A 14,856-nucleotide genomic window follows, 5' to 3' on the forward strand; every position below is an offset into this window, starting at 1 on the left:
ATCATCAGATAATCCACCACACGATCCGCATCCAGGCTCTGCTCTCTGATAGCCTGCATCATTCCCGTTTTGACTTCGTTGAAGAGATCATCTACCACATCATCATGTTCTACTACTTTTCTTGCATTTGCCTCATCACCTTCCACAAATGCCTCCACCGAATTGTGGATCATCTCCTTGGCTTCTTCCATCATCTCCAGCAACAGATGTTCCTGTTTTCCTTCGGGATTCATGTTGCCCATACGCAGGTACAGTTCCACAATATCTGCCACATGGTCTCCGATCCGTTCAATATCCGGTACCACTTTCAGCGCTGCGGATACCAGACGCATATCTCTGGCCACCGGCTGCTGTCTGGTCAGCAGGCTCAGACACATAGCTTCTATACTTCGCTGCATATCCACCATGGTATGATCTGTATTCAACAGCGTCTTCAGAATGTCTTCTTTGTTCTCACGAATTCCATACGCCATACGGTCATAACTGATCTCCGCATGCTCTCCCATCTCAGATACTTTATTTTTCAAAGTCTCAAGATCCTGTTCAAATAATACTCTGGGTGACATCTCCCATTCCTCCTATCTTCTCATCCAAAATCATCCAAACCGTCCGGTGATGTAGTCTTCTGTCCGTTTGTCCTGAGGTCTTGCAAAGATCTCGGAGGTTGCATTTTTCTCTATGACTTCCCCTACCAGGAAAAATGCGGTGTCATCCGACACACGGGCTGCCTGCTGCATATTGTGGGTTACGATGACCACGGTGTATTTTTTCTTCAGTGTCTCCATCAGTTCCTCGATCTTTAGCGTGGAGATCGGGTCCAGTGCGGAGGTGGGTTCATCCATCAAAAGTACCTCCGGAGATACTGCCAGTGCTCTGGCAATACACAGTCTCTGCTGCTGTCCACCGGACAGTCCCAACGCGGATTTGTGCAGGCGATCCTTTACCTCTTCAAAGATAGCGGCACCCTGCAGAGAACGCTCCACGATTTCATCCAGTTCCTTTTTATTCTTGATGCCGTGCAGTCTGGGACCGTAGGCGATGTTGTCATAAATGGACATGGGAAAAGGGTTGGGCTGCTGGAATACCATGCCGACCTTTTTACGAAGCAATGTGGTATCCACCCGCTTATCGTAAATGTCCTCTCCATCCAGAATTACTTTTCCTTCGACTCTGCAGCCGTCCACCAGGTCATTCATCCGGTTCAGGCAACGTAGAAAAGTAGATTTGCCGCAGCCGCTGGGACCGATAAATGCGGTAATGGCGTGGTCTGCGATCTCCATATTTACATCTTTCAGTGCGTGGTTCTCTCCATAATGGAGATTTAAGTTTTCCACGGATATTTTACTGTTAGCCATATATTTTCTCCTTCTTGTGATTTCTCTTACTCTCGTCTCAGCTTATTCGCCGCCAGCTTGGTCAGGAGGTTCAGGATCAATACGATAATGATCAGAACACAACCGATACCGAAAGCATTATCATACTGTCCCTTCTGCATCTGTAAATACAATTCGATGGTCAGAGTACCACCAGACTCCATGGCCTTGTGAGCCAGCTTTGCCAGATTGTCTCCGAAAACTCCGGTGAACTTCGGCAGCTTGTAGTCGCTTCCCGCAGTGAACAACAGAGCCGCAGACTCTCCCACGATACGTCCCAGTGCCAGAATGATACCGGTGACGATACCTGGCATGGAAGACGGCAGAAGGATCGTCCGGATCATATGCCATTTCGTGGATCCCATTCCCAACGCACCGGTACGATAACTGTCCGGCACGGTGCGCAATGCTTCCTGCGTATTTCTTGTGATCAGGGGCAGTACCATCAATGTCAGGGTAAAGGAACCGGTGAGCAGTGAATAGCCGAAGCCCAAAGTCTCTCCGAAAAAGATCATACCGAACAGGCCGAAAATAATAGAAGGAATACCGGACAGTGTCTCCGTGGTGAACTCAATGATGGAGACCAGCTTGCCGGGTTTTGCATATTCATTCAGATAAATGGCACTTCCCACGCCGATGGGGGTCGCGATCAACAGAGTGATCACGATGATGTACAGGGTATTCAACAGGTTGCCCGCAATACCGGTGGTCTGCTTTCTGGCACTGGTCACCGTCGTTAAAAATGCCCAGTTAACGGTGCGGATGCCCTTTACGAAGACATACAGGATAATTCCCAGTAAAAGTGCCACCGCCAGTGTGGCAGAGACATAAATGGCTGCCAGCAAAAGCATGTCTGTGGGGCGTTTTCTTTTTACATATAAGGTGTCCTTATTCATTGTCATCCGCCCCCTTTTTCAGTATTTTATTCAATACGATATTGATGATCATAATAAATACAAACAGCACCAGTCCGATGGTGAACAGCACCTGTCTGTGCAGTCCGGAAGAATATCCCATCTCGCTGACAATAGCTGTGGTCAGGAATCGCACGGAGTTAAATGGCAACGGCACATTGACGCTGCTACCGGATACCAGTGTGATCGCCATAGCCTCGCCGATGGCACGTCCCACTCCCAGAACGATAGCCGTCACGATACCGGATTTTGCTGCCGGAAGGATGGAGCGGAAAATAGTCTGTACATGGGAGGCTCCCAGGGCCAGAGAGGAGGATTTGATTCCTGCAGGAACCGCCCGGATGGAAGTCTCACTGATATTGATCACAGTGGGCAGGATCATGATCGCCAGTACGATCACGGCTGACAGCAGGTTTGCACCGCCGGTGAACTGGTGTGTCGTGGATCCCTGGAAGATCAGTCTTTCTAATTTATACATGAGAGGATTCAGTAAGTAGATTCCTAACAGTCCGTAGATAACGGAAGGGATGCCAGCTAACAGCTCTACCGCAGGCTTTACAATGGCAGCTAAGGGTCTGGGTGCCACCTCTGCCAGGAATACTGCCGTCAGCACGCCGATGGGCACACCAAGCAGGATAGCCAGCGTCGTACCGACGATGGAAGTCAGGATAACCCACAGAATACCGAATTTCGGATCTGCCGCCGTTGGCATCCATTCCGTGCCGAACAGGATCTCTCCCAGACCTACTTTCATAATAGCGGGGGTACCGCTGATGATCATATATAAGGTGATAGAAACTACCGCCAGTACGGCGAAGAAGGCACAAATGGTAAATACTATTTGTGCCACAGTTTCAACGACCGCTCTATTTTTTCTGTTTCCCATTACGGAAGCGTGTGTTCCACTATTCATCGCTTTTTTCCTTTTTCTGTGTCGGGCTATTATTTTACTGTGATCAGACCAACTTCGGAAGCAACCTGCTGTCCTTCGTCACCCAGTACAAAATCGAACCATGCCTGTACCAGATCGTTCTGCTCGGAGATCTCACCCTTGGTAGCCATTACGAAGGGTCTGCTCAGGAAATAGTTACCGGCCTTGATATTCTCTGCGGTAGCTTCTACACCTTCCAGGGAAAGTGCCTTAACACTGTCATCCAGTGCATCCAGGGAAGCGTATCCGATAGCTCCGGGAGTAGATGCCACTTTTGCGATCACAGCACCGGTGCTATCCAGTTCGTTTGCATATTTGCAGCCGTCTACCAGATCAACCAGCTCTTCGAACGCGCCTCTGGTACCGGAACCTGCCTCACGACCGATCACGATGATAGGCTCATCTGCACCGCCAACTTCTTTCCAGTTGGTAACTGTGCCATTGTAAATGTTGGTCAACTGCTCTTTGGTCAGATCTGCTACTTCGTTAGCAGGGTCTACACATACTGCAATACCATCGATAGCTACTACGTTCTCTACAACGCCTGCTGCCTTTTCCTCATCCTTTAAGCTTCTGGAAGAGTTACCGATATCTGTGGTTCCGTTGGTAACAGCTTCAATACCCGCACCGGATCCTACGAATTCAGCGGTTACAGTTACATCAGGATGTTCTTCCATGAAAGCTTCGCTCAGTGCATTGGCTAATTTCTCCATAGAAGTACTTCCTACCATGGAAATGCTGCCGGACAGATCTGTGGTGGTCTCAGCAGGTGCTGCTGCGCTGCTCTCTGCCACAGTGCTTTCTGCTGCGCTGCTCTCTACTGCGGAAGGCTGTGCTGTGGCTGCATCACCGTTACCGCATGCAACCAATGCGGTTACTGCTAATATTCCTGCTCCGATCAGAGCTAATAATTTGCTGTGTCTTACTCTCATAATAATGTCCTCCATGTTTTTGTTTTTCTTTCTCTTGATTACGCAATCATACTAACATGGGGGAAATTCACATAATATCACAGTCCGGTAATTTATTTGTAAGAATTAGGTAAAATCAGATGCTCTCCAGAATGCCGTCGGCAATAGCCCGGGCGATCTCGTCAAACCGGCTGTCAAAGAGTTCGTTGTCCGCATCCGTATTGATAAATCCCACTTCTATCAGCACAGCCGGCATATTTGTGCTGTTGAGCACCACCAGATTCGGTCTTTCATTCACTCCCAGATTTACGAACCCCACCTGCTCCAGTCCGGCATTGATGTTGTACGCCATCCTGGCTGCCGCTCCATAGCGGTTGTAGACTAAACTCTCCACTCCACTGTACTGGTTCGGATAAGGACTGGAATTGCGATGGATCGAGACAAAATAATCTCCTCCCACCTCATTTCCCTCCTGTGCCTTCTGATAGGGGGACTCATAGATATCTGTGGTCCGGGTGTAATACACATCCACTCCGTTTTCTTCTAAGATGCTTCCCACCGCCAGTGTCAGTGCCAGCGCATCCTCACTTTCTTTTCTTCCATTATAGGTGGCCCCGGGGTTCGCACCACCGTGACCGGAAATACGGCTACTATTATTTTTATGTTTGTATAGTAAATGGCAAGTTAATAGATCAGTCGGTTGGTAATAGTATTACTCTGAGTAATATCATTGGAATAATCGGATATGCATTTGACAATAAATTGGTTGTTGCATATGTACCATTACCGTTCGTCACAAAAAACACAAATTATGAAATTAAATTGAACAGAGTGGACTTTGACAGTTTTGGAAACGTACTATCTAAATGTAATGTATCTGTAAAAACTAATTGTGGATTTTCGTTTACGTGTACTCCTGATAATGCCACCTATGGGATGGCTAAAATGATAACTAATTTAAGTTTTACAATAATATTTAGATAAAATATCTTATAGATTAATCAGTAATTATACTTTGATTACAAATAGTATTCTGCATCTATTGTGTCATTTCCAATGTGATAATAGATAGGTCTTAGATTATTATAACCAAATACTATAACAGCACCTCCATAATAATCTGAATGCTTTTGCATGATATATGCTACTATGGGACCACCTATATTTAATTGCCCAAAAGTTGGACTATAATTGACAGGTGCGTTTTTAAATAAATCCAATATATAGTTATCATTTATTGATAATAATTTTCCCATAACTATATCATTACCATAGTTACCTAACTTGCCAGTTAATATAAAAAGGACGAAGAACACCCCTTCTTGTTCTTCGTCCTTTCTCCCATGACAAGGATTCTATGGGTTAAATTCAGAGTACCATACCTTCTGCTGATCCGTCAATTATAGAATGCCGCCTGCAGGCTGTTATATCCCGCCTTACCATCGGCTGTGAGATTAAGCTTTTTCTGCAGCTTGATTGTCTCCGTTCTGGCAGTCTTGCCATACCTGCCATCAGTGTCCTGATTACCGCCAAGGATCTCGTTACAACGTGTCTGCCACCACTTAACTACCGCTCCTGTGGAGCCAACCTTATAGATCAGCCCGACTCTCTTCGCCTGCAGGCAGATCTGCCGCCGCACATACTGAGTATTGGGACCATCTTTGCCATCTTCGACCAGCTTTCTCCCTTGTTCATCCCGATACCCATCTGCATTTGCAGCTTCCTGGAAGTTCTGGATGTTGATGTTACATACTTCCTCACGCTCCGCCGGTACTGACACCATTTCGAAGTCTGTATAAAAAATATTGATATCACACTTGCCACTGATTCCAGGCACAACTCCAGAGGACGTATACTGCCAGATATCGGCCAGATTCAGTTCAGCTTCGCTCAAAGACACTCCGTACCTAGCATACCACACATACACCTTTCCCAGCGTTGCCACAATCTTGTCCATATCAAAGTAATTTTTAAGGTAATCCCGATTAGTGTAAATCACCGGGACGTGTCCTCTTTCCTTTACTCTCGACAAAAACGCAATGGCCATATTCGTTGCCAGATCTTTTGTGATATTTATCCCCTTAGTTCTGGCATAGCGTACAGTGTCATATTCGCAGTCATATGCGACAGGACATTTTTCCCAGTATTTCTCGACCTGATCACAGCAATAGTCCCCTTCGTTTTTTGCCATGAGCTCAGAAAAAGCGTAGGAAAACCAGTAAATAATAGCTAAAACTCCCAGATTTACGCATGCAAGCGCATTGCTGACATACTTCTCATCAACGTTATTTTTACCATACCCTGCCCGAATGCCGATACGCTTGTATCCTGCATCGCGCACCTTCTTTATGTTGACATTTCCGTTGTGTTTGGAAATGTCCGGTCCTTTATATAATGCCTGTTTCATGTTACTCCTCCTTCTTTCCGTCAAAGTCCAGCAGATTCCTCAACAGTTCATACATGCCGGTGGCAGCCAGTCCCGAGATCATTCCGCCCAATACAACCTCTGCATTGATACCGGCCTGTAGGTGGATAATGATTGCAATGATGGTTCCCATGCTCAGGGATGCAAGCGGAATAAACTTGTTGGGAAACTTGTCAAATGCCTCCTTAAGCACATAACCTGTCAGCAGACAGATTCCCAAAATGATGGGGTCTACGAGTTGCAATAAAAATGATAAATCCATAATGTTATCCTCTCTTTCTTAAAACATCTGGGATGCCCGTACCGCAGCCCAGATAAGTCCTGTAGTTATAGCTCCTATAAGTCCGCTAACAATGGTATTAAAAACTGTTCTCTTTGCATTACTCCACTCTTTCCCAGGAGCACGCTCCATATCATCCACTCGGCTGTCCATCTTTTCAACCTTCTGATCCAAGCTTGATACCGTCTCGTTGGTGTGTTTTACTTCCTCCACCAACTGAATCATTGTGTTTGACATGGTGTGGATTTCTTCCGTCACTCTCTCCAACTTATCAATCCTATGAGTATTGGATTTTGATCTGGATTCTACCTCTGTAAGCCGATGTTCCATTTCGGTTTCGTTCATGTTGCCGCACCTCACTCAAATATAAAAGCCGGTCACCTCCCGGCAGGGAAGTAATCGGCTCTTGGCTCAATGGTTGCTATGTAATTACGCGGGTCCGTCTCTTGCTCTCATTGGCAGCCTCCTACTCTGCTGTTAATTCTGTCAGCTGCGTCTCCAGTGCGTTGATCTGATCCCGGAGATTCTGTCGCTCAGCATGGACTGTTTCCATGTCGTATTCCGCCTGCTCTCCCAGCAGAGAATACTCGTAGGTCTTGATTACTTTATAGTCGCTTGCAGCAATCTGTACCTTCAAGTCATTGATCTGTGCTGTTACCTGTCGGATTTGTTCCTGTTTGGCCATTTCTGCCAGTTCTTCCTCTGTGGGCTCCGGTTGCACCGGTGCAACCGGCTCAACATAGACAGATCCGTCATCGGACAGCTCATACCAGCCGTCACCTTCTCGGAACAAAGTATTGTATGCCTCATACTCACCATTATCGAGCGGATATTTGCAATCTTCGTCCAGATAGAGACTGAAGCCGTCAGTATTTACAACGAGATTGTCTCCGGTGATTCTGATCACATGAGGACTCTCTTCAGATACTATGACCTTCTGTACGGTCTCTTTATTTTTAAATTTAATGTAACCCATGTGGGCTCCTTTCTGGCGCTCTTGTGGCTGCGCCCGCCATCTGATTTACTTCGTTAAATGGCAAGTTAAGCAACTTTGAAAATGATTCTGATTTGTCATTGGCTAACTGCACATCATGGGGAAATACAGATAATACCATTACAAAAATTGGTAATAGAGTATTTATAACTTTTGGAGTGCAAATTACAGCCGAACAGTCAAGTGGATCATTAATTATTGGTAGGATTGCAAAAGTATATTATCCTAAAACCGCATATGTTAGAGCGAATGCGGCTGATTCTGACGGTGGTAACCATATGCTATATATTGATAAATCAAATGGTATAATAATGTTATATGTGTCAACTGAACGCTATTATTCTGCGAGCTTTTCATATATAGCTGATTAGGATATTATAAACTATTTTTCTGAAAAAGAAGGTGTGTTTCCTCTATCGTTTGCGTAAAAAGTAAATAATTTATTTGATCCAGTCATTTCAGTGGCGATTCCTGCATAATATCCTGACGTACCACAATAACCAAATACTAAATATGAGCCAGTACTGGCACCAACTATAAGTATGAATGGTGATTTTAGAACAAAATTAACAGAATATTCTTTAAGAGCAACACCTAGCGTTCCAGTACTATTATAAAATTGGCAAAAATTATTTAACTTGCCATTTAACTCAGTATATGCATCTGCTACCGCCTTGGCATCCGGCACATATCCGGTAGCCTTGGTAGCTAACAGATCCTCCTTTGTGGTGATCATCTGTGCAAATGCCGGTGCGGTCAAGTCCGCAAAAAACTTTTTAATCTTGCCAAAGACCGTCTTTACGCTCTCGCCCGTATTAATGTTCTCGCGGTTCTCTGCCTCGGTAAAAGTGATCTCGGAATCTCCGATGTCACCGCTGAACCCTTTGGCCAGATAGATCCAGTTTACCTTATCATCCCTGGGAGCTCCGTCCGGAGCATCTTTAATAGCCAGATATGTACTGCCGTTATGTTCAACCGCGTCCAGTCGCTCATATGTGGTATTGGAGTCGTAATCTCCTTTGTAAGATATTCCGATTTTTCCGAGAGCATTGTAACCTTCCGGTGCTGCCATGTCATTGTCCTCCTTATGCTACCTTCCAATATAAAACATTATCAACTACTACAAAATCCACTCCTGCGCCATCCTTCATATAAAGGTTCATCGTGGTTTCATCCAGATAGAACTTAGGTTCAGTGATTTTTGCATACGATTCTGCTCGATCCGCATCTATCTTGGCCTGTGCTGCAGATGATGCCGCCGCAGATGCCTGCTGTGTTGCCGTTTCTGCTTGTACGGTAATATCCGCCAGGTAATCCGGCTGCAGCTTATCCGCCGTAATACTCCCTTTCTTTATATCAGCTTTTACCTTGCCATCTTTCCCGATGGTCCAATAAATAGTATCCGAGTCTAAAAATTCAAACTGCGTGATGAGTGCAGACATATCTATGTACTGTTCTGTTCCATCTTTTAAGTAGATAATAAGCTGCTCGGTAACCGGATCATAGCCGAAGTTGATGGCAATCTGTGCCATCAGGGTATGTAATACCTTGGTTGCTCCAGAATAATAAGTAACCGTAATATCGCCATTATCCTGATTAATGGTAATTCCCGTGATCATCCCATTAGCCTCTGTAGTTGACAGCTTAGTCAGATCCAGTGTAATCACACGCTCGTCAATAATGCGAGTCGCATTACTTAGCTTGTCCATGTTGGTCTTATTTAATGCTGTTTTGATAGATGGTTTATTCTCCCAGTAATCCTCTTCCCAGTCATACGCTCTCTGCATCCTGCTTCACCTCCTGTTTTGCAACCTCGGCAGCATCCCTGGCCGCAATCTCTGCCATCAATGCATCCCTGGCTTTCTGTTCCTGTCGTGCCAAATTCTCCTGCAATGCCATGCGCTTAACTTCCTCCGGCAACGGAGATGCTTCTACAAAATTTGCGATTGCCTGACTAAATTCCTTGATTTCTAAATTGCTCATATCTCTTAATCCTCCGGTCCCAAATAAGTTATAACAGTCCCACTAATGGTTTTTGTTCTCCACGCAACTACTGTACCTTTATAATTCATGTACCCGCTGACACCCATTGCTCTTACGCTGACCAGATCAACGCTTGATAGCTTATTTACGATAGTCGCAGCGCTGATTCTGTCCGCTTTAATCACCCCAGAGGATGTCCAGTTGGATACCTCCATGTAGTCTGCCTTTACAGTGCTGGCGCTGATATAGTTGGCTTCCACGTTGCTCAGACGGGCTGATACGGCTGACAGATCAGATGTAGTCACATGATCCGCCTCCAGTAATCCTACGCGGCCACTGACGGCATTGAGAGAGTCGATGGTTGCCTTGGTGGCAATCAGGTTGTTTAGTTCCAGTTTGGTAGTATTCAAGGTTTCGATGGTCGCGTACTTGATCACCATCTCATCTGCATTTACAAGCCCGACCAGATCTATCCTCTCAGCCTTGATCAGTGCCTTATCCGGTGTCAGATTTATTTCTGCAATAAGATTATCTTTCGATACCTTTAATTCAACCTCTCCTGCTACCACTTTTATCTCTGTAGATAAGTCATTTTCGATATCTTTCATTTCCAGCCGGGTCTCTTCCACTGTCCGGGTAAGGACATTCGACTTACCCTTCAATTGGATGATGGACTTCATAATGCCATTGACCTGTCCGGTCCTGTATTCCTCGCCCTCCGCCGTATAGCTGTCACGAAGTGCCTGTATGCCTTTTAATGTGCGCTGCAGGATATAGGTATAAATGGTCTCCCGAGTCGTGTGCAACAAGATGCCATCCCCTACCTCCAGGCAGGGATTGCCGCGGGCTTCCACCTGTGCCGGACGGTACCATACGACACCGATTACACTCAGCACATTATCGGCTATAGTTTGCAGTTCTGCCGCAGACTTTCCATACACCAAAAAGTTGTCCTCTATGATGTAACAGTTATTGCCAGTACCGGAGATAGCACCGATGTCGTTCTCTTCCTGCCGAATCTGTAACTTATCAATGTGCTGAACTATGAAATCCTCATACTGGCAGGAGATATAATTGCTCCTGGATACCTCCGCTGTTCCCATCGGATCTGCAGGGTAAAGGTCATCTGCCGGATACAGATCATCCGCGGGGTACAGACCCTCGATCATCTGTTCCAGCACCACATACTGCAGTTTTCCATTTCTACCGATGTGCCCAAAACATCCGTTAATCTCGCAGATGGATTCAATAACCGTTTTCCCCGGGAGCTCTCCCGGATCGATAGTTTTTTCTACCACCATATCATCGTTGACCAGTGTGATTTCTTCTTGTTCCACACCGACATAAGCACAAAAGCTATCTCTGAACTGTCTAAGCGTCATTGGAAATGTCAGGCTGTTATACCACCCAGCTACCTCTGCATTCAGGAGGTCGTACATGGCATCATAGGCCACAATATCCCGATATCTTCTATCTGCCGTAGGTACATCAGAATCCACTTTATAAACTCCCATCATAAAAGGAGCCTCATCGACTCCTTCCAATGTTACTGATACTGATATCTTTTTCCCTGCAAGAGGTACTACCCGTTCCCTGACCCTCAATTTGAAAGTACTCGCCTCACATCTGCCAAAACTTATTTCACTCTCTGAGCATAGTCTCTCTGTGAGTTCTGCGCTTTCACCTTTCCAGTCCTCCTCATTCAGCACACTTCCATCACTACATTCAATCTGCATTTTTTTGGAGACAGATGTGTCATTATAAAAATCTTTATATTTATAATCTATCATTTCCTCTCCCTCTTAATACTCCTGGAACGCAACACGTAATGGCTTATACCATAATTCCATGCCATTCCAACTTTTTGTCTCTACTGTATAATTTGGTACATACATTTCTCCCGATTTATATCCTCCGGTATTTACATCGAAATAAGTTACAATAACCTTTCTTTCCTTCTCCTTTATGTACGCTTTTTCCATTGCTTGTAGAAATTCTGTCATTTCCCATGCTTCCAGTGGAATCGTATTGAACTCAATTTTTGTTGTATAATGATCTGCAACTTCCCGGTATAAAATATTCAAACCATTTCTGTCAGAGTCCAGATCTGCACGCTGATCCGGACTCACCTTATAGGTCTCAATATCTACATACTTTGAAATATCAGTATCTCCCACTTTTAATAACCATGCCTGAAATGCCATCCTGCTGTCTCCTTATACATCCAGCAACAGGTAATTTCCAGTTGCCTTAAAGTACTCCCTGTTTATCTTTTTCAGTAGTTCCGCAAATTTTACACCATTGATTTCTATCGTATTGCCTGACGCCAATATTCTGATGATAGTCTCCAGCAATGTAATGATCTTATCCAGCTTTTCCGCAGATATGGATCCTCCCGATCCCGCTGCCGCCTGTGCTGCGCTTAGTGCCATTTTCTGTAACTTATCTTCCGGTGATACAATTTCTCCCTGATGTCGGTTATCACCGATCATGGCAAGCTGAGGTGTGTTTGCCTTGACATATCCACCATTCCACAGTTTTGGAATTTGCGGAGGATCACTCGGCATCTCAAACCCCCAGTCTTTTCCTACCAGATCTCCTGCCTTTTTTGCGACGCTTCCGATTCCATTTACCACATTGCGTAGTGTAGAATATATCAGTGAAATCATTGCATTCACACCGTCAATGATCAGATTACATACTCCCTTGATAGATCCCCATATTGCCTGCCAGATTCCATCCGTAATTTTCTGTAAGCTTTCCCATGCCTTTTTCCAGTTGCCTGTAAACACTCCGGTGAGGAAGTCCAACAGTCCCCCTAATATTTTCATAGCTCCGGATATAAGGTCTGACACGGTGGCGAATACAGTACACATGATGTTTATCACAATGTCTGCCACCTGCTTGATTGTAGGTGCCAGATACCCGATAATTGGTTTAATTACTGTGCTCCATGTAGCTGCAAGAAAATCTCCTACTGAACTAATCAGTTCAAGAATGTTATCCCATAGTGGTCTGAGGTTTTCTTCCCATAGTTCTTGCAACGCTTCCTTGGCATGATTCAGTACTGGCATCACAATATCATTCCACAGTTCTAAAACCGTCTTCTTGATATCATTCCAGGCATCAACTATGTTGCCGAAAGCACTGCTGCCGTTGGAATCCCACCATTCTGTAAGTGAATTTCCTAAATCTCCTACAATCTGACCGACCAGTGATGCGCATTCGCCACCAAATTCAAACAATTCTGTCAGTGTACCTTCCAGCAGTTCCTGGTTATCCTGCATCCACTGTGACGTGTGCTCTGTAGCTATATCAAATCCGCTTGCAAGGATCGTCCCTAGGGACATACCGAAATCATTATAACCTGTCAGAATATCTTCTAGTCCCTTTGTGATTTCCGGTCTTGCCTTATCCAGTGCCCCCAGCAGGTTATTGTAGGTCTGCTCATTAATCTCTGTGAGATTGATGAACCCGTTTGCTATAGATTGGCTGACATCCTCGCTCCAGGATTGTATTTTACTGCTGTTCTTTTCCAGATAACCAGCAATTCCATCCAGTCCAATATCTACCAACTTAACTGTAACAGCGATCTTATTTCCTATCCTGTTCCCCATGTATCCACCCAATGGATCTATGATGGTTTCAAGATTTTTAACTGCTGTCTTTGCCAGAGGCTGTAATTGTGTCGTTACTCTGATAAAATTCTTTTTCAGACCGGCAAAATCAATCTTCTTTAGTCCATTATTGAGCTGATCAATAAATGTCCTGACACTCGGAATCTTTTTGAATGCATCGGAAAATTTCTGCGTGATTTTATCAGCACTTTCTTCCGCTGTCTTAGTTGCGGTCTGCAGTCCTGCAATGTCTATTCCAGATGTTTCTCCTGCTGCCGCAGATGTATCAGTTTTCTGGGACAGTAAATCCAATTCATCTGAGGACAGTAATCCTCCCAATTTCTTTGCTGCCTTCCCGGCGGCATTGATATTTTCACTGACACCTGCCGAAGCAGCCTCTGCTGCTTGCATTCCCGAAGCAACATTATCCGCCTTTTTCCCTGTAAATTTCTCTGTAAAAGCCTTAAATACATTCGCAAGCTGCACCAGTTTCCCCATCAATGTATTGATCACCTTGATAGCCGGTGTCAATACATTGATCAGTCCCTGACCGATTGCCGCCATAAAAGACTCCGTCTGTAATTTCAGGATCCTTACCTGGTTAGCCCAGCCGTCAGAAGTCCGCATAAAGTCCCCGGATGCCGTCGCAAGTTTACTTTGCACGAAAGAGTACCGTAGTGCGACCTTCTCCGCCTCTGACATTGCTGCTGTGGTCTTACCATAGCCATTTGCCATTGCATAAGCGTCCAGGGCCGTCTGCGTCATGACGACGCCTAAATCCTTAAGGCTCTCTGTTTCACCTGTGAATACTGATTTCAGCTTGGTGTATGCTTCATCCTGTGTAATGTTATAAAAGGATGCTACATCTCCTGCCAGTCCAGTCAGCGTGGTAGACATATCGTATGCCTGCTGTTCACCAAATCCGAATGCCTTTGCCATAGCTCCGAAGGTACCTGTATACTTCTTTGCCATTGTTTCGGATAAGCCAAACGCTGTTGAGGCATTCTGTGCAAACTTATCTACCTGCTTTGACATTGCAGGAAAAGTCACATCTACAACGTTCTGCACCTCGCTCAGATCTGATCCCAGTTCGATACACTTTGCGCTGAAATCTACGAGTTTCTTTACAGCAAAAGCGGCAGCCAGTTTCTTGCTAACTTTCGTGGCAAGGTTCTGGATGCCGCTCATCTGCTTATTAAAATCTTTTTTATTTACAACAAGATCGAGTCCGATCTGTCCAACGCTTGTAGCTTCACTCATAACCAGCCTGCCTTCTAAGACAGGCACATCGGCACAGCGTCTTATAACTTCAACTCAAAAATCTTTTTACAGTCCTTATTTTTACATCGGAAATAAATTCCCCTGCAATGTGCATCTTCCGTCTGCATTGCATTCACCGGATGCCCACAGTAAGGACACACTACTTTT

Annotated in this window: 17 protein-coding genes and 1 pseudogene; 1 reads left to right on the forward strand and 17 read right to left on the reverse strand. The window is 45.1% G+C overall.

What is annotated here, in order from left to right:
* The 11 genes and pseudogenes from phoU to OCV96_RS10025 all read right to left on the reverse strand — a co-directional run.
* A partial coding sequence (gene phoU, locus OCV96_RS09975; RefSeq protein ID WP_262594409.1) for a phosphate signaling complex protein PhoU occupies positions 1-566 on the reverse strand: 566 nt, incomplete at its 3' end.
* Between the two features lie 30 nt (positions 567-596).
* A complete protein-coding gene (pstB, locus tag OCV96_RS09980; RefSeq protein WP_022312750.1) occupies positions 597-1,355 on the reverse strand; it encodes a phosphate ABC transporter ATP-binding protein PstB in 759 nt (252 codons plus the stop codon).
* A gap of 26 nt (positions 1,356-1,381) precedes the next feature.
* Positions 1,382-2,275: a phosphate ABC transporter permease PstA gene (pstA, locus tag OCV96_RS09985; protein ID WP_118504108.1), complete on the reverse strand. Its 894-nt coding sequence runs from the start codon at positions 2,273-2,275 to the stop codon at positions 1,382-1,384.
* Positions 2,262-3,200: a phosphate ABC transporter permease subunit PstC gene (gene pstC, locus OCV96_RS09990; RefSeq protein ID WP_022312748.1), complete on the reverse strand. Its 939-nt coding sequence runs from the start codon at positions 3,198-3,200 to the stop codon at positions 2,262-2,264. The genes pstA and pstC overlap by 14 nt, the downstream gene beginning before the upstream one ends.
* 29 nt (positions 3,201-3,229) lie before the next feature.
* Positions 3,230-4,150, reverse strand: coding sequence for a phosphate ABC transporter substrate-binding protein (locus OCV96_RS09995; protein WP_118538320.1), 921 nt, complete (start codon positions 4,148-4,150; stop codon positions 3,230-3,232).
* Between the two features lie 118 nt (positions 4,151-4,268).
* Positions 4,269-4,772: pseudogene (locus tag OCV96_RS10000) on the reverse strand (N-acetylmuramoyl-L-alanine amidase family protein); the annotation flags it as partial.
* Positions 4,773-5,148: 376 nt separating this feature from the next.
* A complete protein-coding gene (locus OCV96_RS10005; RefSeq protein WP_262594410.1) occupies positions 5,149-5,385 on the reverse strand; it encodes a hypothetical protein in 237 nt (78 codons plus the stop codon).
* A 140-nt stretch (positions 5,386-5,525) separates the two neighbouring features.
* Positions 5,526-6,536: a GH25 family lysozyme gene (locus OCV96_RS10010; RefSeq protein WP_262594411.1), complete on the reverse strand. Its 1,011-nt coding sequence runs from the start codon at positions 6,534-6,536 to the stop codon at positions 5,526-5,528.
* Between the two features lies 1 nt (position 6,537).
* A complete protein-coding gene (locus tag OCV96_RS10015; protein ID WP_154495851.1) occupies positions 6,538-6,816 on the reverse strand; it encodes a phage holin family protein in 279 nt (92 codons plus the stop codon).
* An 18-nt stretch (positions 6,817-6,834) separates the two neighbouring features.
* Positions 6,835-7,179 (reverse strand): hypothetical protein, encoded by a 345-nt coding sequence (locus OCV96_RS10020; RefSeq protein ID WP_262594412.1) that lies wholly within the window; start codon positions 7,177-7,179, stop codon positions 6,835-6,837.
* 121 nt (positions 7,180-7,300) lie between these two features.
* Positions 7,301-7,810 (reverse strand): hypothetical protein, encoded by a 510-nt coding sequence (locus tag OCV96_RS10025; RefSeq protein WP_117467395.1) that lies wholly within the window; start codon positions 7,808-7,810, stop codon positions 7,301-7,303.
* Between the two features lie 92 nt (positions 7,811-7,902).
* Here OCV96_RS10025 and OCV96_RS10030 point away from each other — a divergent pair, with 92 nt between their 5' ends.
* Entirely contained in the window at positions 7,903-8,199 is a 297-nt protein-coding gene (locus tag OCV96_RS10030; RefSeq protein ID WP_262594413.1) for a hypothetical protein, read from the forward strand.
* 11 nt (positions 8,200-8,210) lie between these two features.
* Here OCV96_RS10030 and OCV96_RS10035 read toward each other — a convergent pair whose 3' ends face one another.
* From OCV96_RS10035 to OCV96_RS10060, 6 genes are read right to left on the reverse strand one after another with little or no spacing between them, the layout of a single operon-like run.
* Positions 8,211-8,900 carry a hypothetical protein gene (locus tag OCV96_RS10035; protein ID WP_262594414.1) on the reverse strand — a complete coding sequence of 230 codons (690 nt, stop codon included), beginning with the start codon at positions 8,898-8,900 and terminating at the stop codon, positions 8,211-8,213.
* A gap of 13 nt (positions 8,901-8,913) precedes the next feature.
* Positions 8,914-9,615 carry a hypothetical protein gene (locus OCV96_RS10040; RefSeq protein WP_262594415.1) on the reverse strand — a complete coding sequence of 234 codons (702 nt, stop codon included), beginning with the start codon at positions 9,613-9,615 and terminating at the stop codon, positions 8,914-8,916.
* Complete coding sequence (locus tag OCV96_RS10045) at positions 9,599-9,811, reverse strand: hypothetical protein (RefSeq protein ID WP_262594416.1); 213 nt, start codon at positions 9,809-9,811, stop codon at positions 9,599-9,601. Before OCV96_RS10045 ends, OCV96_RS10040 begins: the two co-directional genes overlap by 17 nt.
* Positions 9,812-9,816: 5 nt before the next feature.
* On the reverse strand, positions 9,817-11,601 hold the full coding sequence (locus OCV96_RS10050) for a hypothetical protein (protein WP_262594417.1): 1,785 nt from the start codon (positions 11,599-11,601) through the stop codon (positions 9,817-9,819).
* A gap of 12 nt (positions 11,602-11,613) precedes the next feature.
* A complete protein-coding gene (locus OCV96_RS10055; RefSeq protein WP_262594418.1) occupies positions 11,614-12,015 on the reverse strand; it encodes a DUF6711 family protein in 402 nt (133 codons plus the stop codon).
* A gap of 12 nt (positions 12,016-12,027) precedes the next feature.
* Entirely contained in the window at positions 12,028-14,688 is a 2,661-nt protein-coding gene (locus OCV96_RS10060) for a phage tail protein (RefSeq protein ID WP_262594419.1), read from the reverse strand.
* Positions 14,689-14,856 lie beyond the last annotated feature (168 nt).

This window comes from Waltera acetigignens, from assembly GCF_025567015.1.
Taxonomy (GTDB): Bacteria; Bacillota; Clostridia; order Lachnospirales; family Lachnospiraceae; genus Acetatifactor; species Acetatifactor acetigignens.